The organism is Clostridium sp. CM74B_53 (assembly GCF_036318045.1).
GTDB lineage: Bacteria > Bacillota > Clostridia > Lachnospirales > Lachnospiraceae > Pilosibacter.
Window position 1 is genome coordinate 1 of record NZ_JAWQDE010000011.1, and the last position, 23,626, is coordinate 23,626.

The following is a 23,626-nucleotide window of genomic DNA, read 5'->3' on the forward strand; positions in this document are numbered from 1 at the left end:
TGTTTGCCATACAGAAAAACAGAAAATTTCGCCATAGATTACTTGTATTATAGCATAGATTCCGCTTTTCTTCTTAAAAATCACTAGATTATAAGCAACTTTTAAAAGAGCGGTGGAATTTACTTTTGCACTGGAATTTACTTTTTCAAGTCAGCTTTTTTGCCCATTCGCGTCGATTTCTGTACTAAATACATAAAGTTTGATGGATTTTATCCATTCCGTTCAGTGAAATTTCAGAGCTGTTATCCGTGTAGCGACAGATTTTGTCCTGCTTCTCTTCCTATTATAATGTGTCTTTTTATAATATGTCTCTGTGCCATAGGGAACTTTTTGAATTTTCCAATCATAAAAATAGACTACGCCTTGGCACATTCTCTTGTCTCGCGCGGTCGCTTGTGACAATCTACATCTTCGCGCGGGTGCGCACCATTGGCGCGTTAGTGCCTTTTGTGTAATAGGAAATTCCTCGGAATTTCCTATTACACAAAAAATGCCTCCGGATATCGTTACTGTATCCATGAGGCATCTTTCTCTTCTTATTTAGTTCACCATATCTTCCAGATCTTCTACTTCCCCGGCGATCATGATTCTGGTCCCGGAATCCATAGACTGGATCAGCATTCTCACATAGGACTGGGCGAGCTGGATCCCGCAGAGAGATCTGTTCTTCGCACCGGACTGCTGGCAGTTTACCACCAGAGCCGGATACCCTTCCGCGCCCTCCTCCGGTTTTAATATCATTCCAAAATTAGAAAAAGCACGCATTGCTTCCAGATTGACAAATTGAGCCGCCGGAAGTCCTTCCGGCTTCTTTCCGGCGATCACGCCGAAACCGTCTGCTTCCGGATCCGTGATCCAGTAATCATTTTCCGTAAGTTTCCGGTATGGTGCAAGACTGCCCGGGTCATTCTCACTTCCGAAGGTACTCTCCAGACGGTAAACACCATACACCTCGGAGTCATCCTCCTGTCCGCCGGAAACATAGCAGTTGACCGAAAAATTTTCCTGCCAACCGGTATCCGTTCTCGAGAGGTAGAGAAGTCTCGAGTTCCCCGGAAGCTGTTTTCTCTTCGCGCGGACAACCTTCTCGCTGGAGGTACGATCTTTTGTTGTTTTTACTGTATCTGTTTCGGTGTCCAGATTATTGATGATCAGGAGCAGGCTGTTTACATCGTCACCAATCCCCATCTTATCGATCCAGCGTCCTTTATCCTGCTGGGTTTTCCAGCCGAGGTCTACCTCTACCTCATCATCGGGCATCTCTGCGTCCATCGTGATCGTATCGACTTGCGCAGATCTTACTGCGCCAGACGCAGTACCGCCAGAAATCCCAACTGCTGCTGTCAGCGCAAGAACTATCGCAAATAAGCGTTTCCGCATGCAAAAATCTCCTTCTCTGATCCGGTCCCGCCTCAAAGCTTACTGCTTTCGCATTCCCACAGGGATCACGTTTTTCGAAAACCGGATATAAAATCGAATTCCTTCCGGGATCTGTAAAGACAGACCCACGCTTATATGTATCGTACCATACTTTACACCGCTTGTCACTGAAAAATCTACACTGACGAAATTTTGCCACAAAAATTCCATAATAAAGGCTGCCCTTTCGGACAGCCTCTTTCCTTTAATATAAATTGCTGATTTTTCTGTTGTCTGCCATCTTACTTCAAATACTTCTCAAACCACTCCATCATCTCCGTCATTCTGCGGATCCTATGCTTCGGCTTACCGCTTCTTGAAAGTTCGTGGTTCTCGCCATGGAAGAGGCACATGCGGGCTTCAACGCCGAAGTATTTTAACGCGGAGAACATCTGGATCGCGTCGCCCATCCAGCAACGGTAGTCTTCGTCCGACTGGATAAAGAGGGTCGGGGTCTTAGCCATGTTAGCGTATTTTAACGGGGAGTGCTGCCACATCTTTTCCGGACTGTTCCACGGGTCTGCTTTGATCTGGTCCATGTTAAAGTAGTATCCGATATCGGTGGTCATGCACTTGGATACCCAGTTGGAGATACTTCTCTGGGAGCAGGCCGCCGCGAATCTAGTGGTGTTTCCGATCACCCAGTTTGTCATGAAGCCACCGTAGCTTCCGCCCATAACGCCCAGGTGCTTCTCGTCAACCTGCGGATAGCGCTTCAATACCTCATCTGTGAGTGCCATGCAGCATTCAAAGTCGATTCCGCCGTGCTTTCCGGTGATGTCTGCGAACTCATTTCCGCGTCCGTCACTTCCAAGCGGGTTCGTAAAGAATACGAAATATCCGGCATTCGCAAATACCTCGCTCTCGTGGAAGAACGTCGGTCCGAAGGTTGCCCGCGGACCGCCGTGGATCGTTAAGATTCCCGGATATGTCTTATTCGGGTCAAAGTTCACCGGTTTGATCACATAGCCGTCCAGCTCCAGATCTTTATATGTAAAGGTAAACTCCTCAACCGGGCAAACACTTCTCTCCGCCATCACCGCGTCGTTAAAGGAAGTGAGCTTCGTCTCCTCTTTTCCGTCAAACGCGTAGCACTCGATGAGTCCCATATCGCGCATTCCGGTAAAGTAGACGGTATCGCCGGACTTCGCCAGTGTGTGGACACTTCCCTGACGGTCCACGATCGTCTCCATGTGACCCTCAGCGTCAAAGGTACGAATCACGCTCTGTTTTCGCAGCGTCGCGATAAAGTAGATCTTGTCGTCGTCATGGATCGCGGAAGCTCCGTCCGCAAACTTGCAGTCGCAGCAGATCGAGTTGTGGACGCTGTCATCATAGTCGGAAAGAAGCTCTACCCTGCCGTTCTCCACCGTATACAGCTTGTCATTCTCATTAAAGCCGTATTCTTTCATGTAGGAACCGAAGAAGGTTACTTTTCCCTTGAGGATGCACGCGTAATCGATGCTCATATCCTTTTGCTCTACAAGAGTCTTTAACTCACCCGTGGAGATCGTATACTGCTTTAATCCCTGGTAGACATCCTTTTTATCCGTGTAAAGGCTGGAAACATAGAGGATCGTATCATCGCCTTCGACCCAGGAGCTCTCGACATTCTCGTAATCCGGAGTCACAATCTCACAGGAACCGCTCTCCATGTCATAGATTGCAAGTCTCGTTCTCTTCTTATTTACAATGCCCTGACCATTCGCCCAGAACGGAAGCTCATCGAAGACTTCATAGTCTTTCTCGTCCTTCCACGCCTTTAAAGCAGCTCTCTTCTCCTCGCCCTCTTCCATGTGGGAGAGATCCGGCTTGTTGTAATCATATTTCACTGTGAGGACAAGTTTCTTTCCGGCTTTTTTCATCTTCACTGCCTTATACGGAACAGCGAACGCGAACTGTGCCTCACCGCCATGGATGTTCAGGGTGTAGAAGCAGGTCCAGTCTTCCTCATTCTTCGCTTTTTCCTGATAAGTCTTCTCACGGTCCGCAATAAAGAGGATCGTCTCGGAATCCATCCAGATGAAGGTGCGCTCTTTCTTTCCGCCTGTCAGTCTGGAAGTTTTCTTTGTCTCCATATCATAGAGCCATAAGCAGGACTCATAGCAGTTGTCCTTCTCGTTGGCATCCACCACCGCCATCACCGCGTGCTTTCCATCCGGTGCCGGGATAAAGATCGTAGGATAATGATAATTTGTAAAGTCTCTGATATCGATCTGTTTCATGGTTCCAGGTCCTCTCTTTCCTTTTTATATATGTAGTTTTATCGCAGGATCATTTCCCTGTCAAATTTATTATACTTACAAAAGAAGCTGCCCTCACAGCCCTGCACAGCATCCACTGCATCCATTTCTGTCGGCATTTCCTATTACACAAAATACCCCCGCCAGAATACCGGCGGGGGCATACGAATGTCTCCTTATTTGCCTTCCGTCAGATGGCATGCCACGAAATGATTCGGTTCGATCTCGCGGAGCACCGGTTCCTCGCTTCTGCAGCGGTCTGTCGCATACGGACAGCGGGCAGCAAAACGGCAACCTGGCTTCGGGTTGATCGGGGAAGTGATCTCACCCTTTAAGATGATACGCTCTCTCTTCTTTTTCAGGCTTGGTACCGGAATTGCAGAGAGCAGAGCCTGTGTATACGGATGAGTCGGCTTATCGAAAAGCTGTTCAGACGGAGCTTTCTCGATGAGCTGTCCAAGATACATAACCGCGATATCATCCGCAAAGTGGTTGACAACGGAAAGGTCGTGTGTGATGAAGATATAGGTCAATCCCATCTGTTCCTGAAGATCCTGCATCAGGTTTAAGATCTGTGCCTGAATGGATACGTCAAGGGCAGAAACCGGCTCGTCGCAGACGATAAGCTTCGGTTTCATCGCAAGTGCTCTCGCGATACCGATACGCTGGCGGCGGCCACCGTCAAGCTCATGCGGGTATGTATTGATCAGGCGGTCTGCAAGACCTACGACCTGCATCAGCTCACGCACTCGATCCATACGGGCTTTCGGGTCCGTAATAAGCTTCTGGAGCTTTAACGGCTCAGCAATGATCTCACTGACTGTCTTTCTCGGGTCAAGGGACGCGTACGGGTCCTGGAAGATCAACTGCATGTCACGTCTTAAGAGACGGAGTTCATTTTTATTCTTTTTACATACATCCTCACCATCGAAGATGACCTCACCGGCAGTCGGCTCGATGAGACGTAAGATCGAACGTCCTGTGGTGGACTTACCGCATCCGGACTCACCTACGATACCGAGGGTTTTTCCACGTTCCAGAGTGAAGTTCACGTCATCGACCGCATGGAGCAGTCCCTTTGGAGTGTTGAAATATTTTTTCAGGTGTTTTACTTCAAGGATCGTATCTGCCATTACTGCTCACTCCTTTCAATGGAAAATCCCGGCTCTTCGTAGCGGACGCAGCGCACATAATGCGTATCGCTCGCCCACTTCTTTTCCGGTCTGTCTTTTTTGCACGCTTCTGTGCAGTACTTACATCTCGGGGAGAACGGGCAGCCTTTCGGAAGGTTTGTCGGATCCGGCATCAGGCCCGGAATCGGCTGAAGTCTCGCCTTGCGGTCTTCAATGTTCGGAAGGGAACCGAAAAGACCTTCTGTGTATGGGTGCATGGTGTGGTTGAAGATATCTTCCAGAGTTCCATGCTCAACGATCTGTCCCGCGTATACAACGGAGACCTCATCACAGACCTCTGCGATAATTCCCAGATCATGGGTGATCATGATCATCGCGGAACCAAATTTCTTTCTTAAATCCTTCATTGTCTCGAGAACCTGTGCCTGGATCGTCACATCGAGAGCGGTTGTCGGCTCATCGGCAAGAAGAAGCTTCGGGTTACAGGCAAGAGCCATAGCGATAACGACACGCTGCTTCATACCTCCGGAGAACTGGTGCGGATACTCACCGAAACGTTCTCTCGGGATACCTACCACTTCCAGCATATCGCCGGCTTTCTGTTCAGCCTCTTTCTCACTGATCTTATCATGGAGCTTGATAACCTCGGCGATCTGGTCACCGACGGTGAGCACCGGGTTTAAGGATGTCATCGGATCCTGGAAGATCATGGAAACGGTATTTCCACGGATCGCCTCCAGCTCCTTCTGCGGCATATTTAAGATATCTTTTCCGTCAAGAAGGATGGAACCGTTTTTAATAACTCCCGGCGGGTCCGGAACGAGACGCAGGATTGAAAGAGCGGTTGTTGTCTTTCCGGATCCGGTCTCTCCTACCAGTCCTAATGTTTTTCCGTGCTCTAACTGGATATCGATGCCGTTTACCGCCTCTACAACGCCGTCATCGGTCTCATAATGGATCACAAGATCCTTAATATCAAGAATTAAGTTTTTGTTATCTTCCAATATTTTGTCCTCCCTACTTCTTCAGTTTCGGGTCTAATGCATCACGAAGACCATCGCCTAACAGGTTCAGGGAAAGGATCGTAATGATAATCGCAATACCCGGGAATATGGTCAGGTGCGGAGCGTTTCTTAAGTAAGCACGTCCGCCGGAAAGCATTGCGCCCCACTCCGGTGTCGGAGCCTTTACGCCAAGGCCCAGGAAGCTTAAGCCGGATGTAGAAAGGATCGCGGATGCAACCTTTAAAGATACCTGAACGATGATCGGTGCCATACAGTTCGGGAGAATATGGGAGGAAATGATCTCGAAGTTGTTTGCTCCGATACATTTCGCCGCCTCTACGAATTCCTGATCCTTTACGGTAAGGACGGAAGCCCGGACGATTCGCGCGTAGCCAGGCACAGAAGAGATCGCGATGGCAAGCATTAAGTTGAAGATGCTCGGTCCAAGTGCGGATACGATCGTGATGGAAAGAAGAAGGCTCGGTACTGCAAGGAAGATATCCATGATACGCATGATCACGTTATCGATCTTTCCGCCGTAGAAGCCTGCGATCGCTCCTAAGGATCCACCGATCAGAAGTGCGATGGATACAGCTACAACGCCGACACTTAAGGATACTCTTGATCCGTGAACAAGACGTGCCAGAATATCGCGTCCGAACTCATCTGTTCCGAGCCAGTGAGCTGCACTCGGAGTCTGGAGACGGATGGCTGTGTTCTGCTTGATAACAACGGTATTGTAATCGAACAGGAAATCTGCAAAGATGGAGATCAGTACGAGGAAAACGACGATTCCAAGACCGATCATTGCCATTCTATTCTTTTTCAAGCGGCGCCAGATCTCTTTGAACTGGCCGCGCTTCTTTACAGTCGCGCCGGACGCCGCTTCCTGATTCTTTGATGTTCCCATACGCTTTCCTCCTTATTTTTTCTTATACTGCGCTTTGATACGCGGGTCAATGAAAGCGTAGAGAATGTCCACGCAAAGGTTTACGATACTGAAGGTGATCGTCATCATGATAACGCCGCCGAGGACTAACGGGGCATCTTTACTCTTGATGGAGTCTACCAGGAGACGGCCAACGCCAGGCCATGCAAATACAGTCTCGGTAAGAGTCGCGCCGCCAAGAAGGGAACCGAACTGAAGTCCGATAACGGTAACGACCGGGATCAGTGCATTCTTTAATGCGTGTTTCCGGATCACCATTTTCTCCGGCACACCCTTCGCTCTCGCGGTACGGATATAATCCTGACGGATGACCTCAAGCATGGAGGAACGCGTCATACGGCAGATCAGTGCTGCGTCGCCGGTACCAAGGGTGATCGCCGGCATAATGTAGTTCTTCCAGGATCCCATACCGCCGGATGGAAGCCATCCAAGGTTTAAGGAGAATACGATAATGAGCATCAGGCCCAGCCAGAAGTTTGGCGTCGCGACACCCAATAGGGCGGCGACCATACCCACATTATCGACCATACTGTACTGCCTCGTGGCACTGATGATACCGATCGGAAGCGCGATGGCTACTGCTACCAGGATTGACCAGAACGCAAGCTTTGCTGTATTCGGGAATGCAGCCATGATCGTCGGGAAAACATCACGTTTTGTCTTGTAGGATTTACCCATATCGCCGTGAAGAAGGTTCAGCATATATTTTCCGTACTGAACGATAACCGGCTGGTCAAGTCCGAGGTCTTTTCTTGTCGCTTCGATCGTCTCTGCGTCTGCCGACTCACCTGCGATCATCGCTGCTGTATCACCTGGTGAAAGGCTTAAGATGAAATAAACCATGAAGGTTACGCCGATCAGTACCGGGATCAGCATCGCAAGTCTCTTTAACACATATTTGCTCATGCACACCATCCAATCTACCGCATCCCGCGGCTGTTTTTTGTGTTTCCGAAACCCGTCTGTCGGGGCCGAAGTTCCGGATCCTTGTCTCAGGGTTTCTGGAATGTTTTCCGGGTTTTCACCGGATTCTGGAAAGAGGTACGGATCCCTTTTCGTGACCCGTACCCTGTTTTTGCATGGACTCTGTCCTTTTGGGGATCAGATATTATTTTTCGTAATGGCAGTTGCCAAGGTAATGCTGTGCGCCTTTGTGAAGCTTGAAGCCTTTTAAGTCTGCGCGGACACCAACATTATCGTATTTGTAGTATAACGGGCACCACGGGGAAATCTCGTGGAGACGATCCTGAAGCTCCTTGTAGAGACCCATACGCTTGGTATCGTCGCTTTCCTTCTGAGCAGCGATGATGAGCTCATCGACCTTCTCATCTGTTAAGAATGCACGGTTACCGGTCGCACCATGGTTCTCAGAGTAGAATAACTGGTAGGTGCTTCCGTCTGCGTCAAAGCTTGTGTTGGACCATCCGAGGATGAACATCTCATGATCGCCTGCATTTAAGGAATCAAGGAATGCGCCCCACTCATATGTAGAAATATCAACGGTGATTCCAACTTCAGCGAGCTGTGCCTGAACGATCTGCGCGGAACGTGTACGAACGTCACCGTTTACATAGAGGTTGCACTCAAATCCATTCGGATAACCTGCTTCTGCAAGGAGCTCTTTTGCCTTTTCCGGATCATACGGATAAGCTTCCTCCTCTTCAGACCAGCCCGGGATCGTGGAGTTGATATAGCTGTTTGCTACAGTTCCACGTCCCTCAACGATCGTATCAACGAAGGTCTGCTTATCCAGTGCGTAGTTGATTGCCTGACGGACTCTCTCATCGGAGAACTTCTCTTTCGTTGTATTCATTCCGAGATACTCGATGGAAGAAGACGGCTGGGAAAGAAGCGCTACGTCGGAGTTTGCTTCCACATTCGCACAGTCTGTCGGGTCAACGTTCCATACAAGATCGACTTCTCCTGCCTCAAGAGCGATCGTTCTTGCACTTCCCTCCGGGATTACGCGGACGGTAATGGAGGTTGCGATCGGTTCCTCACCCCAGTATTTTTCGTTTTTTGTAAGGGTGTAGTGATCGTTCGGAACCCACTCCGTAACCGTGAACTCACCGGATCCGAGTACATTCTCCACATCGCCGTAAGCATCGCCTGCTGCTGTGACAGCTGCCTCAGAAACGATACTTAAGTTTGTCTGGGTAACGATCGTCTTGAACGCTGCATATGGCTGTGTGAGCTTGAAGGTTACGTGGTAATCATCGTCAGCGATAACCTCTGCGATCTTTGAAGTATTGGACTTTGTCTTCGGCATATCCTTCGCACGGTCATACGTAAACTTTACATCCTTCGCCGTTACCGGTGTTCCGTCTGAGAAGCATGCATCCTCACGGAGCTTGAAGGTATACTCTGTATCACTCTTCATCTCATAGCTCTCAGCCAGATCAGGAACAAGGTTACCGTCATCGTCGATATCCATCAGTGTGCTGTATACGTGATGGATCAGTACTCCGGATGTGGTATCCTGCTGTCCTGCCGGATCCAGTGTTACAACATCTGCACCCTGAGCCACAACGATATCCGTCTTTGTGATCTCGCCGCTTCCGCCGTTATCGGTAGTTGTCTGCGCGCTGCTGCCTGCCGGTGCGTTTGTAGACTGATCAGCGTTCCCTCCTCCGCAGGCTGTAAGGATCATAGCTGCTGCCATTGCCATTGCTGTTGTTCTTGCAATACCCCTTCTTTTCATTCACAAATTCCTCCTGTTATTTTCTTCCGCTCCCCACAGCGGTCGTACTTCATAACGGTAGCATATGTCAGTATTCACTATACCCGTCATGCAGTACTTAGTTCGTTCTTATAGACCAAGAATAACAGTTTTGAACATATTTGTCAATAAAATTCAATTTACAAGGGGTTGTTTTAGCAATTTTCACAAATTGCTGTGACCTTTTTTGTATTGTATTTACTATACTCCTATTAAGCTAATAGGTTGAACTATCCGAAGATCCACTGCCTATAAACCGTCTTTAACGAAGTCGATGCTGCCGATCGCACTTCTCACTTCCGAGAGGCGCCCACGGCGTTTATTCGTCTCCTCCGGGTTATCCATGGCGGCAAAATATATCAGGGCATTCGCCACAGACATATATCCCATCACGGAATTATAAAAGAACAGGTCGTGGTTATTGCAGGTAAAAACGGTCGTTCCGTAGGACGCGATCGGTGAAGTCCTCTGATCCGTGATGGCGATCTGCGGGATCTTCTTCTTATCGAGATACCTTGCGGTATTCACGATATGTTTCGCGTATCCGGGTGCGGAAAAGATGATCGCGCAGTCCTCCGGTGTAGCGTGGGCCAGGTAATTATTGTAGAGAGCCCGGCTCAGATTCGAGAGGTCGAGCGCCTCCAGCCCCAACGTCAGGAGTCTTCTCGTTGTATAGGCACAGAGTCCAGTTACCAGCTCGCTCCCCACCACATAGATCTTCCGAGACTGCCTGATGATCGCCACAGCGGAGAGGATATCCTTTAAGGAGACCTGTTCAAAGGTCTTCGCGATCACATTTTTCTCGTTCGCGACGAACTCCTGGAACATCTCCTCCTTGTCGTGATCACCGAACCGGATCCCGCCCACATGATCCGCGATCCTGTTCAAACCGTCCCCATGGACCAGTCTCGTCTGCAAATGCTCCCGCAGACGGTTCTTCATCTCCACGAAGCTCTGGGCCCCGATCTTCTTTGTGAACCTTAATATGGTCACCTCCGTCACACCCAGTGTCTCCGAAAGCTCTTTCAGGGAGTAAAAGCAGACCTGATCCGGATATTTGAAGATAAAATCCGCGATCCTTTTCTGAACCGGGCTGAGTTTTTCATAGCTTGCGTTTACTTCTTCGAGAATTCCCATGCTCATCTCCTCCTGTTTTACTATTCAGCCCTATCCCTATTTTATCAGCGAATTCTCTGAATAGTTATAATTCACTATACATCTTACTATACATGATAGTGACATTATAACCGAACATTCCATGCATTTCCAGTATTTTTTGTGTAATTTTCAAAGAATGGGTTCTTACACCTCCGGGCATCCCGTGTGGCCGTTTGCGGCGATCTGCATCTTCGCACGGGTGCGTGTCGTTGAAAAGGGGCAGACACCTTCATGCCTGCCCCCGTCTTTCACATTTTAAATATTATCAATCTTCATAGTGGCAGTTGCCAAGGTAGTGCGTTGCGCCCTTGTGAAGCTTGAATCCCTTTAAGTCTGCGCGGACACCGACATTGTCATTTTTGTAGTATAACGGACACCACGGGGAGATCTCATGGAGATATACCTGAAGCTCTTTGTATAACTCCATACGCTTGGTGTCGTCACTCTCTTTCTGCGCGTTGATGATCAGCTCATCGACTTTATCATCAGTTAAGAATGCACGGTTACCGGTTGCTCCATGGTTTCCGGAATAGAATAACTGGTAAGTACTTCCATCCGCGTCGAAGCTTGAATTCGACCATCCGAGGAGGAACATCTCATGCTCACCTGCATTTAAGGAATCGAGAAGAGCGCCCCACTCATAGGTAGAGATATCAACCGTGATTCCAACCTCTGCAAGCTGGGCCTGAATGATCTGGGCGGAACGGGTACGAACGTCGCCGTTTACATAGATCTTGCATTCGAATCCGTTCGGATAGCCGGCTTCCGCAAGAAGCTCCTTCGCCTTCGCCGGATCATACGGATAAGCTTCCACCTCGTCGGTCCAGCCCGGGATCATCGAATTGATGTAGCTGTTTGCTACAGTTCCACGACCCTCAATGATCGTATCAACAAATGCCTGTTTATCCAGCGCGTAATTGATCGCCTGTCTGACTCTCACATCCTTGAATTTCTCTTTTGTCGTATTCATACCGAGATATTCGATGGAAGAAGACGTCTGGCTCAACAGCGTTACATCCGGATTTGCCTCGATGTTCGCACAGTCTGTCGCGTCAACATTCCATACAAGATCGACCTCTCCTGCCTCAAGGGCAATGGCGCGGGCGCTTCCCTCCGGGATCACGCGGCAGGTGATCGTTGTAGCGATCGGCATCTCACCCCAATATTTTTCGTTTCTTGCAAGGGTGTAGTGATCGTTCGGAACCCACTCTGTAACCGTGAACTCACCGGATCCGAGAATATTGTCAACATCACCGTAGGACTCTCCCGCCGCTGTGACCGCTGCCTCGGAGACGATGCTTAAGTTGCTGTTTGTAATGATCGTCTTAAAAGCTGCATACGGCTGTGTCAGTTTGAAGGTAACATGTTGATCGTCATCCGCGATAACCTCCTCGATCTTGGAGGTATTGGATTTCGTCTTCGGCATATCCTTCGCGCGGTCAAATGTAAACTTTACATCCTTCGCTGTAACCGGCGTGCCATCAGAGAAGCATGCGTCCTGTCTCAGGGTGAAGGTATATTCTGTATCACTCTTCATCTCGTAGCTCTCTGCCAGATCCGGAACAAGGTTGCCATCATCATCGATATCCATCAAGGTACTGTACACATGTTTCATAAGTACACCGGAAGTGGTATCCTGCTGTCCTGCCGGATCCAGGGTCACGACGTCAGAGGCCTGGGCAAAGACGATATCTGTCTTTGTGATATTTCCGCCGCCGGAGCTTTCCGCTGTCGCCTGAGTCTCACTGCCGCCTGCCGCCGCGGTCGTTGCCGCCGCATTGTTTCCGCCTCCGCACGCTGTCAGCACCATTGCTGCTCCGACAACGGCTGCCACCGATCTCGCTGCTGTTCTTTTTTTCATTCACATGCCCTCCTTCAAGTTATTTCTGATTCGTCAGAGTGTTATTGGTAATCCGTGAATGTAAATATTTACTATACCTATATATACACTCTTTTCTGAATTTCATGATTAAAGGATATCATTTTCTAATATTTTTGTCAATAAAGTTTTCCTTTCTGCGCATTTTTTGTTTAATTTGTTTATTTTATTTGGTTTCAGCAATTCTATAGCCATAATCTGTTTACAATTTGTTCAAAATTAACAAAGCGGGATTTCTGCTATGTATAGTAAATGCTAACGCTTTCCGGTCTTCGTATCTTCAGATGGATCGTTTTATCCTTTATTTTCTCAAAAGGGCGGGATCAAAAAGATCCCGCCCCCAAATTTCTCTGAATATTTATATTATCAGAAATTTATAAAACGATTTGAATGCTCCTGATTTCGCTGTATCTATTCTTCGTAATGGCAGTTACCAAGATAATGCTGTGCGCCTGCATGAAGAGTAAATCCCTTTAAGTCTGCGCGCACACCAACGTTATTCTCTTTGTAGTATAACGGACACCACGGAGATTCTTCATGAAGTACAAACTGGAGCTCTTTGTAAAGTTCCATACGTTTTGACTCTTCGCTCTCCCGCTGTGCAGAAAGGATCAGTTCATCAACCTTGTCATTTGAGAAGAATGCGCGGTTTCCGGTTGCACCATGATTTCCAGAATAGAATAACTGATAGGTACTACCGTCCGGATCAAAGCTCGTGTTGGACCAGCCAAGAAGAAACATTTCGTGTTCGCCTGCATTTAAAGTATCAAGAAGAGCACCCCACTCATATGTGGAAATGTCAACCTTGATTCCTACATCCGCAAGCTGAGCCTGAAGAATCTGTGCAGAACGGGTACGGAGATCGCCATTTACAAAAATCGAGCATTCAAATCCATCCGGATATCCGGCTTCCGCTAACAATTCTTTCGCTTTTTCCGGATCATACGGATAAGCTCCCACTTCATCGGTCCATCCCGGGATTGCTGCATTGATATAGCTGTTTGCTACAAGACCGCGACCTTCAATGATCGTGTCAACGAAGGCCTGCTTGTCAAGGGCGTAGTTGATAGCCTGACGGACTCTTTTATCAGAAAACTTTTCTTTCTGGGTGTTCATTCCCACGTAGTCAATACCTGTTGACGGCTGTGAAAGAAGTTTTACTTCGGGATTTGACTCTACATTTGCGCAGTCTGTCGGATCTACGCTCCAGACAACATCAATCTCTCCTGCTTCAAGAGCGATCGTGCGGGCACTTCCTTCCGGGATCACACGACAGGTAATAGAGGTTGCGATCGGCATCTCCCCCCAATAATTATCGTTTCTTACAAGAGTATAATGATCGTTTGGCACCCACTCTGTTACTTTAAATGGCCCTGATCCGAGAAGATTATCCACATCACCATATGAATCTCCCGCTTCCGTCACGGCTTTCTCTGAAAGGATACTCAGGTTGTGCTGTGTTACGATTGTTTTAAATGCTGCATACGGCTCTGTCAGTTTAATCGTTACCTCATGATCCCCATTTACGGTAACCTCCTCGATCTTTGAGGTATTCGACTTTGTCTTCGGCATTCCCTTCGCGCGATCCAGAGAAAATTTAACATCCTGAGCTGTCACCGGAGTGCCGTCCCAGAAGCAGGCATCCTCGCGGAGTTTAAACACATACTCCGTGTCGCTCTTCATCTCATAGCTTTCTGCCAGATCCGGAACCACCTTTCCTTCATTATCAACGTCTAAAAGCGTACTGTACGCATGTTTCATCAGCACACCCGAAGTCGTATCCTGTTGTCCCGCAGGATCAAGCGTAACAATATCCGACGCCTGACCGACAACGATATCTGTTTTTGTGATCTTCCCGCTTTCTGCACTCTCAGAAGCTGTCTGAGTCTCTCCGCCGGAAGAAGCACCTGTCGTAGGAGCTGTAGTGTTTCCACCTCCACAGGCTGTGAGCACCATTGCTGCCCCCATAAGTGCCGCCATCGACCTCGCTGCTGTTCGTTTTTTCATTCGCATATCCTCCCTCTTATTTTCAGACAGGTATCTCATCTGCACTGTCCTTCTCAAAATTTATGAAATAAGAATATCACCATTTGTTACTTATTGTCAATTAAATTCACACTTTTACGATTATTTTGTTTATTTTGTATAATTTATTTTCTGTTTTTCGACATTATGTACACGTGCAAGGAACATATGTCTTTATTGACTCGTAGAAGCAAAAAAGGCACTGAAAGCCGTTTCTGCTTAGGAAGCGGCTTTCAATGCCTCAATCTGACGCAGCAGATGCGCAGACCTGCTGAATCATTACTTTTTATTTTACAACAATATTTACGATCTTCTTCGGAACATAGATCTCCTTCACGATGTTTCCGGTGATCTTTCCTTCTACCGCAGCTTTACCCGCAGCGATCGCATCCTCTTTTGCGATGTCAGCCGGAACCATGATGACCGCTTTTACCTTACCGTTAACCTGTACGGCAACCTCGATCTCATCGTCCTTCATTGCTTCCTCATCGCACTCCGGCCATGTTGCATGGAATACGCTGTCCGTGCCGCCGAGTTCTCTCCAGAGTTCCTCGCCAAGATGCGGTGTGAACGGAGCCAGTAAGATCACGAATGTCTTTAATGTCTCCTTGTCGATTCCGCCCTCTCTCTTCGCAACGTCTATGAGCTTGTTGCAGTACTCCATGAATCCGGATACGACCGTATTCAGGCTGAACTGGTTGAAACGTGTCTCGATATCGTAGACAAGTTTGTGGCGGAGTTTCACCATCTCCTTTGTCTCCTTGATATCCTTGTCCTTGCTGTCCATCACAAGATTGTAGAAACGGTTTAAGAATCTGGCAACGCCCTCGATTCCTCTGTCATCCCACTCGGCATCAAGCTCCGGCGGTCCAACGAAGAGCTCGTACATTCTTAACGCGTCGCAGCCGTAATCTCTTACGAGATCATCCGGGGAAACGACATTTCCTTTGGACTTACTCATCTTGATGCCGTTCTTACCGGTGATCATACCCTGGTTGAACAGCTTCTTGAACGGCTCATCGAAGTCGATCACTCCGATATCATATAAGAACTTCGTGTAGAATCTGGAGTACAGAAGGTGAAGAACGGCATGCTCAACACCGCCGATGTACATATCTACCGGAAGGTACTTGTCTGCTTTCTCTTTGGATACGAGTTCCTTGTCGTTCTTGTTATCTACATAACGTAAGAAGTACCAGGAGGAACCAGCCCACTGAGGCATTGTGTTTGTCTCACGTTTTGCCGGAGCGCCGCAGCACGGGCATGTGGTGTTTACCCAGGAGTCGATCGCCGCAAGCGGGGACTCACCGGTACCGGTCGGCTGATAGCTCTCAACCTCCGGAAGTTTTAACGGAAGCTGGTCTTCCGGAACCGGAACATTGCCGCACTTCGGGCAGTGAACGATCGGGATCGGCTCGCCCCAGTAACGCTGACGGGAGAATACCCAGTCACGGAGCTTGTAGTTGACAGTCTTTTTACCGATACCCATCTTCTCGATGATGTGCGGAGCTTCTTTCTTTAATACGGAGGATTCCATGCCGTTCCACTCGCCGGAGTTGATCATGGTTCCCTTCGCGTCTGTGTAAGCTTCTGTCATATTCTCGATCTCTTTGCCATCCTGGGCGATGACCTGGATGATCGGGAGACCAAATTTCTTTGCGAACTCGAAGTCGCGGTCGTCGTGTGCCGGTACGCACATGATGGCACCGGTACCGTAGTCAGCAAGTACATAGTCGGACAGCCAGATCGGAACCTCTTTGCCGTTTAACGGGTTGATGGCGTAGGAGCCTGTGAATACACCTGTCTTTTCCTTGCCCTGGAGACGGTCTACGTTGGACTTCATGGAAGCGTCGAAGATGTACTTCTCTACTGCTTCTCTTGTCTCGTCCGTTGCCAGCTCTTTCGCGAGCTTGTGCTCCGGGGAGAGAACCATAAATGTCGCGCCGTGAAGTGTATCCGGTCTTGTTGTGTAGACGGTGATCTTCTCATCGCGTCCCTTAACCGGGAAGTTTACCTCTGCGCCGTAGGATTTACCGATCCAGTCTGTCTGCATCTTTTTAACTTTCTCCGGCCAGTCGAGCTTGTCGAGGTCGTTTAAGAGACGGTCTGCGTATGCGGTGATCTTTAACATCCACTGGCGGAGGTTCTTCTTTGTAACCGGTGTGCCGCAGCGCTCGCAGCAGCCATTTACAACTTCCTCATTTGCAAGACCTGTCTTACAGGACGGGCACCAGTTGATCGGGAATTCTTTCTCGTATGCAAGACCTTTTTTGAACATCTGTACGAATATCCACTGGGTCCATTTGTAGAAGGACGGATCTGTCGTGTTTACTTCCATATCCCAGTCATAGAGCGCTGCGATCTGGTTGATCTGGCGTTTGATATTTTTGATATTTGACGCTGTGGAGATTGCCGGATGAACGCCCATCTTGATCGCGTAGTTCTCAGCCGGAAGACCAAACGCGTCCCAGCCCATCGGGTGGATCACATATTTTCCCTTTAATAACTGATAACGGCTCCATACATCGGAGATTACATAACCTCTCCAGTGACCTACATGAAGTCCGCTGCCGGACGGATACGGGAACATATCCAGGCAGTAATATTTTTCTTTCTTTCCATCATTGACATTGATCGGATTCTTTTCCCAGTTCTCACGCCACTTGCTCTCAATGGCGGTGTGGTTGTACTGTGCCATGACGCTTTTCTCCTCCATTTCATATCGTTGAAGGCGGTACAAAAATACGCTCCGCGGATTTCGACCGCCGCCGCTGCATTTACCAGAATCCGGGAGCTGCCCGGTCCTGTTCGATTGCCTGACCGCTTTTCCGGCTGCCGGGCAACAAAAAAGTCCCTCTATCTCTATCATAATTTTATAGAGACGTGGGGGACTTAGATTCTCACGCGGTACCACTCTATTTCATACAGGGCTTTCACCCGTATGCACTCATTTTCCGATAACGGCGGAAACCGGCAATGCCTATCTGAGGATATCCGCAGACAGCGTTTCGTTTTCCCGCTGCCCTGCCCGCTCTTTCAGCATGCTGCTCCGAGGCGAGTTCGGAAAGCTTCTGGACTCTGCCTCGCACCGCCCGGCAGTTCTCTGTACCCCGTCTTCTCTCTTACTGTTCCTCTTCGACGCATTTTAACTCAATAAATTTACCATAGAATCCCGGTTCTGTCAAGGTGTCATGCACGGTTCGATTCTGCAGAAAACCGATTGACTTTTTGAAAATTCTTATATAGTATGGAAGGACAGGTCTCTGCCTGAATTTTATCAGAAAAAGCGGTATTGCGGCATTTTTCTGCCCGCCGCCAAAATACAAGGGGGATATCCATGGAATACATCCATAATCTGATCTGGCTCTGCCCGCTCCTCTTCATTGCGGGATTTATAGACTCTATCGCCGGAGGAGGCGGCCTGATCGCGCTTCCGGCTTATATGATGTGCGGAATGCCGATCTACTATGTTTACGGCTGCAACAAGTTCCAGTGCGCCTTCGGAAGCACCGTGGCGGCATGGAAATACTTTAAAAACGGCTGTCTCGACCTTAAGATCACGCTGATCAGCGCAGTGACCTCGTTCCTCTGCTCCATGCTCGGAACCAGAATCATCTTTTACCTCAAAGAGGAACAGATCCGCTCGATGTTAATGGTACTGCTTCCACTCACCGCGGTCCTCGTGATCTTTATGAAGAACGCTTGGAACTATACCGATACGAAAAAGCCGCTGATCCTGCCGAATGTGCTCCGCGCCCTTTTCATCGGAATGACCATCGGTCTTTACGACAGCCTCTACGGGCCGGGCGGCGGTACGATCGCCATGCTGCTCTTCACGTTTCTTTTAAAATACGATGTCCGCACTGCCTCCGGAAACGCGAAGCTCACGTTGATCGTTTCCAACTACACAGCGCTTCTCTCCTATATCCTTTCCGGAAATGTGTTCTACATGATCGCGATCCCATGTGCCGTAAGCAACGTTCTCGGAAACTATATCGGTGCCGGCTTCGCCATCAAAAACGGCGCGAAGATCATCCGGCCGGTGATGATCTGCGTGGTCACAGTGCTGATCGTGAAAATTGTTCTTGGAAAGTAAATGATACGAGCGTGCTTATTTTACATAGGCACGCTCGTTTACTATCATCCATTCAACCGTATCCGTTTTCCCGCTATTTCCCTCTTACCAAGCCGGAAACTGCCTGCGCTTTCCATCCCAGCTTCCGTCCGGGATCGGGTTGAAGTAGTACCATTTTTCATTGATCTCGATCTCCCGGCACTTAGTTAAATCCAAAGAACTTCTGCGCGATCTTATATCCCGCGATGGAGAGGGATCTTCCGCCTTTTCCCGGAAGGTTCATGCCCTGTCCCAAGAAGCCCCAGCGGAGGCGCAGGTAGAGCGCCGGATTGGATTTCTTTAACTCTTCCCACAACGCTTTCTTCTTTGCCATATTCTCCTCGCTGCCGGATTTGATCGCGAGGATCGAGCAGATGACCATCATGATCTCTAAGTAACGGACCATATAGTGGCGGAGCTTCTTATTCTGGATCTTCGTCACATCATAGTAGCCAAGCATCAGCTTCGTCACGCGGATCTGCTGGTCGATTCTTCCGATCATGACCTGTTCATTGACAGACTGGTCGGAGCGGCCGATAAAGTAGCGGTAGAAGTTCACATCCAGGTAGTACATCGTATGTACATGCGGGAGCGGCTCGTAGACGAAGATATTGTCCACGTAGAATGTGTGCTCCGGGAGCTCCAGTTTACAGTCTCTCAAAAGTTCCGTTCTGTAAACGACAGAATGCATCAGGATATACTGTCCTGCAACGAACACCTTCACATCGCTCCAGGTAAAGATCTCGTTCTTCGGAAGCGCCAGATTATAGTTCATGACTTTCTTGTGCTTCGCGCCCTGTTTCTCATAGACAAAGTTTGTGATCAGCATATCCAGGGTATCTTTTCCGTAAACAAAGCGGCGCAGGGTGTCGAGCACCTGCCTGTAGGCCTGCTCATTTACCCAGTCATCACTGTCCACAACCTTAAAATAGATTCCGGTCGCGGCCTTTAATCCCGCGTTAACCGCAGCGCCGTGTCCACCGTTCTCCTGGTGGATCGCCTTACAGATACCCGGATATTCTTTCTCATAACGGTCAGCGATCTCCGCCGTATTGTCTTTTGTGGAACCATCATCCACGATCAGGATCTCCACCTCGTTTCCGCCCGGAAGCAGAGACTTGATACAGTTTTCCATATACGCCGCTGAATTGTAGCATGGAATTGCTATCGATAACAGCTTCAAAATTGTTTCCTCCTTACGTTCCCCGTGTTGGGGATCATTCACTGCCGCCACACAGAGCGCACGCCACAGTGATCTCTCGACTCAGTTGTTCCTATTTTAGCATAAGTTATCTGAAAATGCAAAAAATTATTTCTTTCAATTCTCTTTCATTCCGGCATAAAATTCATCCCGTAAGCTTCTGCCGCCGCAGCGCCATATATAATTTTCAGTTCAGGAAATTTCTCCTGTACTCAATCATAAAACTTTGAGTTTTTTCTTCCATAATCTATCAAAATATGGTAAAATATCTGAAAATACACAGGCGCAGACCGTTTTGTGCCGGTCCGCGGAGAAAACTTATCCGCGGCTCCCGCGCAATTTTATCTGCCCAGACGATATCGGTACATAATAGAAATGAGGTATTAGATATGGCAAAGAAAAGACTTGTTTTAGCACTTGGACATGACGCTCTCGGAACGAACCTTCCGGAGCAGAAGACAGCCGTTACAAAAACAGCGAAAGCCATCGCTGATTTTATTCAGGACGGCTGGCAGGTTGTGATCACCCACGGAAATACTCCGCAGCTCGGTATGATCCACACCGCGTTAAATGAATTTGCGAAAAATCACGAAGGTTACACTCCGGCTCCGATGTCTGTCTGCTCCGCAATGAGCCAGGGATATATCGGCTACGATCTCCAGAACGCTCTCCGCTCCGAGCTTATCAAACGCGGCATTTACAAAGCTGTATCTACGATCTTAACACAGGTTACAGTTGACCCGTACGATGAGTCCTCCTACACTCCAATGAAGGTGGTTGGACGTGTGATGAACGCCGAGGAGGCAAAGGAGGAAGAGGCAAAGGGCAACTTCGTTGTGAAGGAAGGCGAAGGCTATCGCCGTATCGTTGCGGCTCCGAAGCCGGTCGCAATCGTTGAGATCGACGCGATCCGCGCTCTCGCTGATGCTGACCAGCCGGTGATCGCTGCAGGCGGCGGCGGAATCCCGGTTATGGAACAGGGCTCCCACCTAAAGGGTGCCAGCGCTGTGATCGAGAAAGACCGCGCAGCCGGACTTCTCGCGAAGGAGCTTGACGCTGATGTCCTGATGTTCATCACAGGTGTTCCGAATGTCGTATTAAACTACGGCAGTGACCATCCGATCAACATCGATAAGATGACAACGGCTGAGGCAGCCCGCTATGCCGGGGAAGGCCACTTTAAGACAGGGTCGATGCTGCCGAAGGTTGAAAGCTCCATCGACTTCATCAACGCAGGAAAAGGTCGACGCGCGATCATCACTTCCCTTGACGGTGCGAAGAGCGCATTAGCCGGTAAGGGCGGCACAACGATCCAGTAGTCTATACATTCTGATTTGACTTAGGCCAATCTGATTTTAATCCGGAAGAAACAAAAATATGATCCCTGGGAGTTCTATATTTGAACTTCCCTGGGATCTTTTTTTCAAATAACGTTTTCCCAACTTTTCTAATCGTACAAATCCCTTCATAAAAAGACCCGCCAGAAAGCATTTCTGCCTTCCGCGGGTCTTTCATTTTTCTACAAGTTGTTACCCAATCAGATAATAACATGGGCCGGACACTTCGCCGCGCACTTGCCGCAGCCGGTACACTTTGTGTAATCGATCACAGCAACGTTGTTATCCATATGGATCGCATCGAATTCACACTGCTTTGTGCAGAGCGTACATCCGATACAGCCTGCCTCGCAGACCTTCTTGACAGCCGGTCCTTTGTCGTGGGAGCTGCACTGTACGAGGTGGTTTGCCTTGTACGGAACAAGCTCGATCAGGTGACGCGGACAAGCCTCCGCACACTTACCACAGGCAACACACTTCTCCTTGTCGACAACGGCAACACCGTTTACAACATGGATCGCGTCAAACTGACATGCCTTCACACAGCTTCCGGAACCGAGACATCCGTAGTTACAGCCCTTGGAGCCGCCGCCCGGAACTGCATCTGCGATCTTGTGACAGTCGTCAATACCATAATAGTTGTATTTCACGGTTGCCTTATCGCAGGTACCTTTACATTTTACAAATGCAACCTTCTTCTCAGCGGAACCAGCCTCAACGCCCATGATCGCAGCGATCTTTTCTCCTACCGGAGCGCCGCCGACCGGACACTGGTCAACCTTTGCCTTGCCCTCTGCAATTGCTTTTGCAAGAGCGTCACAGCCTGCGTAACCGCAGCCGCCGCAGTTGTTGCCCGGAAGCTCTGCACGAACCAGAATTTCCTTCTCGTCTACTTCTACTTTAAACTTCTCGCTGGCGATTCCAAGGAGTACGCCGATGACGATACCGACGATACCGACAACCGCAGCAGCGATGATAATGCCTGTCATGTTCATCTCTCGTTCCTCCTTAAATCATTCCGGAAAATCCGAAGAGAGCGATCGACATTAAGCTTGCTGTGATCAGGACGATCGGGGATCCCTGGAAAGCGTGCGGCACATCATTGTGCTCGATCTTCTCACGGATACCTGCAAGCAGGACGATGGCGATCAGGAATCCAACGGAAATACCGATACCGTTTACGACACTCTGAATGAAGTTGTAGCCCTTCTGTACGTTTGTCAGCGCAACACCGAGAACCGCACAGTTTGTTGTAATTAACGGAAGGTATACGCCGAGTGCCTCATAAAGGCTTACCATGTTCTTCTTTAAGAACATCTCAACGAACTGTACCAGAGCCGCGATTACAAGGATAAATACGATCGTCTGTAAATACTCGATATGGAGCTTTACGAGAACGAAATCATAAACAAGGCTTGTGCAGGCAGATGCAATCGTAATAACGAATACGACTGCAGCGCCCATACCAGCTGCTGTCTCTGTTTTCTTGGATACACCAAGGAACGGGCAAAGACCGAGGAACTGGCTTAAAACAACGTTATTCACCAGGGCAGAACCGATGGCGATCAATAAAAGTTCTTTCATTTCTCCATTTCCTCCTTAATTTTCTTTGCCGGCGTCTGCTGCTTCAGTCTTAGCTGCCTCTGCCGCTTTTGCAGCCTCAGCTGCCTTCTTAGCTGCGAGAGCCTTCTCTGCTGCTGCCTTCTTTGCTGCCGCTGCGGCTGCTGCTTCCTCTGCCTTCTTCTCAGCAAGAGCAGCATGGTTTGTCATGCTGACACAGCCTGCACAGCTTGCGCAGTTACCGCCGCATACAAGGTCAGACTTCGGTGCGTCACCGTTGGTCGCGCATGGAAGACGGAGCTTGTTCTGGATCGCGGAAAGCATAGCCAGAGTGAACAGAGCACCCGGTGCAAGGATGATGATGGAAATGTGGTAAGCTTCCGGAATGATGGTGTGTCCGAAGATCGCACCTGCACCGAAGAGCTCACGGCACATACCGATGACGGTAAGGGAAAGGGAGAATCCAAGTCCCATACCAAGACCATCGAAGAAAGATTCAACCGGACCGTTCTTGCAGGCATATGCCTCTGCACGGCCAAGGATGATACAGTTAACAACGATAAGCGGGATATAAATACCCAGGGATGCATACAGGGACGGAACGTAGCCCTGCATTAAGAGCTGTACGACTGTAACCAGGCTGGCTACGACTACGATGAATGCCGGAATACGGACTCTGTCCGGAATGATCTTACGCAGTGCGGAGATCAGCAGGTTGGAAAACATCAGTACGGCTGTTGTGGAAAGTCCCATGCCGAGACCGTTGATGGCGGATGTTGTCGTCGCAAGAGTCGGACACATACCTAACATCAGGATGAAGGTTGGGTTTTCCTTGATAATACCGTTATATAAACGTTCTACGCATTTATTCATGAATGCCCACCT

The 23,626-nt window shown here is 49.0% G+C and carries 17 protein-coding genes and 1 other annotated feature; of the genes, 2 read left to right on the forward strand and 15 right to left on the reverse strand.

All coding sequences use genetic code 11. From position 1 onward, the window contains the following. Window positions 1-540: 540 nt before the first annotated feature. From V2546_RS10230 to leuS, 11 genes are all read right to left on the reverse strand, one after another. A complete protein-coding gene (locus V2546_RS10230; RefSeq protein WP_329752253.1) occupies window positions 541-1,380 on the reverse strand; it encodes a hypothetical protein in 840 nt (279 codons plus the stop codon). A gap of 281 nt (window positions 1,381-1,661) precedes the next feature. Continuing rightward, window positions 1,662-3,644, reverse strand: coding sequence for a S9 family peptidase (locus V2546_RS10235; RefSeq protein ID WP_329752254.1), 1,983 nt, complete (start codon window positions 3,642-3,644; stop codon window positions 1,662-1,664). 194 nt (window positions 3,645-3,838) lie between these two features. Beyond that, complete coding sequence (locus V2546_RS10240; RefSeq protein WP_329752255.1) at window positions 3,839-4,795, reverse strand: ABC transporter ATP-binding protein; 957 nt, start codon at window positions 4,793-4,795, stop codon at window positions 3,839-3,841. Next, window positions 4,795-5,799: an ABC transporter ATP-binding protein gene (locus V2546_RS10245; protein ID WP_117469695.1), complete on the reverse strand. Its 1,005-nt coding sequence runs from the start codon at window positions 5,797-5,799 to the stop codon at window positions 4,795-4,797. Before V2546_RS10245 ends, V2546_RS10240 begins: the two co-directional genes overlap by 1 nt. A 13-nt stretch (window positions 5,800-5,812) precedes the next feature. Beyond that, window positions 5,813-6,709: an ABC transporter permease gene (locus V2546_RS10250; RefSeq protein ID WP_118531965.1), complete on the reverse strand. Its 897-nt coding sequence runs from the start codon at window positions 6,707-6,709 to the stop codon at window positions 5,813-5,815. Window positions 6,710-6,721: 12 nt separating this feature from the next. Next, window positions 6,722-7,654 (reverse strand): ABC transporter permease, encoded by a 933-nt coding sequence (locus tag V2546_RS10255; RefSeq protein ID WP_118531963.1) that lies wholly within the window; start codon window positions 7,652-7,654, stop codon window positions 6,722-6,724. 202 nt (window positions 7,655-7,856) lie between these two features. After that, the gene (locus V2546_RS10260; RefSeq protein WP_329752256.1) at window positions 7,857-9,449 is read right to left on the reverse strand and encodes an ABC transporter substrate-binding protein; all 1,593 of its coding nucleotides are present in this window, start codon (window positions 9,447-9,449) and stop codon (window positions 7,857-7,859) included. A gap of 267 nt (window positions 9,450-9,716) precedes the next feature. Further along, window positions 9,717-10,604 carry a MurR/RpiR family transcriptional regulator gene (locus tag V2546_RS10265; protein WP_329752257.1) on the reverse strand — a complete coding sequence of 296 codons (888 nt, stop codon included), beginning with the start codon at window positions 10,602-10,604 and terminating at the stop codon, window positions 9,717-9,719. A gap of 286 nt (window positions 10,605-10,890) precedes the next feature. Continuing rightward, a complete protein-coding gene (locus tag V2546_RS10270) occupies window positions 10,891-12,486 on the reverse strand; it encodes an ABC transporter substrate-binding protein (protein ID WP_329752258.1) in 1,596 nt (531 codons plus the stop codon). A 429-nt stretch (window positions 12,487-12,915) separates the two neighbouring features. Beyond that, window positions 12,916-14,511, reverse strand: a complete 1,596-nt coding sequence (locus V2546_RS10275; protein WP_329752259.1) for an ABC transporter substrate-binding protein — start codon at window positions 14,509-14,511, stop codon at window positions 12,916-12,918. A gap of 304 nt (window positions 14,512-14,815) precedes the next feature. Continuing rightward, window positions 14,816-17,227, reverse strand: coding sequence for a leucine--tRNA ligase (leuS, locus tag V2546_RS10280; RefSeq protein WP_329752260.1), 2,412 nt, complete (start codon window positions 17,225-17,227; stop codon window positions 14,816-14,818). 176 nt (window positions 17,228-17,403) lie between these two features. After that, window positions 17,404-17,677 (reverse strand) — a binding site (T-box leader). A gap of 189 nt (window positions 17,678-17,866) precedes the next feature. Between leuS and V2546_RS10285 the strand changes: the two genes are divergently transcribed. Further along, window positions 17,867-18,625 carry a sulfite exporter TauE/SafE family protein gene (locus V2546_RS10285; protein WP_015554655.1) on the forward strand — a complete coding sequence of 253 codons (759 nt, stop codon included), beginning with the start codon at window positions 17,867-17,869 and terminating at the stop codon, window positions 18,623-18,625. A 181-nt stretch (window positions 18,626-18,806) separates the two neighbouring features. Here the strand turns inward: V2546_RS10285 and V2546_RS10290 are convergent, their stop codons facing one another. Further along, a complete protein-coding gene (locus tag V2546_RS10290) occupies window positions 18,807-19,826 on the reverse strand; it encodes a glycosyltransferase family 2 protein (protein ID WP_215702480.1) in 1,020 nt (339 codons plus the stop codon). Window positions 19,827-20,233: 407 nt separating this feature from the next. Between V2546_RS10290 and arcC the strand changes: the two genes are divergently transcribed. Further along, window positions 20,234-21,163, forward strand: a complete 930-nt coding sequence (arcC, locus tag V2546_RS10295) for a carbamate kinase (RefSeq protein WP_117552390.1) — start codon at window positions 20,234-20,236, stop codon at window positions 21,161-21,163. 218 nt (window positions 21,164-21,381) lie between these two features. Here the strand turns inward: arcC and V2546_RS10300 are convergent, their stop codons facing one another. Genes V2546_RS10300 through rsxE form a run of 3 tightly spaced genes read right to left on the reverse strand, consistent with a single transcriptional unit; the run spans window position 21,382 to window position 23,614 of the window. Continuing rightward, a complete protein-coding gene (locus V2546_RS10300) occupies window positions 21,382-22,176 on the reverse strand; it encodes an RnfABCDGE type electron transport complex subunit B (RefSeq protein ID WP_117484145.1) in 795 nt (264 codons plus the stop codon). A gap of 13 nt (window positions 22,177-22,189) precedes the next feature. Then, complete coding sequence (gene rsxA, locus V2546_RS10305; RefSeq protein WP_021904899.1) at window positions 22,190-22,765, reverse strand: electron transport complex subunit RsxA; 576 nt, start codon at window positions 22,763-22,765, stop codon at window positions 22,190-22,192. A gap of 15 nt (window positions 22,766-22,780) precedes the next feature. Next, a complete protein-coding gene (gene rsxE / locus V2546_RS10310; protein WP_015554659.1) occupies window positions 22,781-23,614 on the reverse strand; it encodes an electron transport complex subunit RsxE in 834 nt (277 codons plus the stop codon). Window positions 23,615-23,626 lie beyond the last annotated feature (12 nt).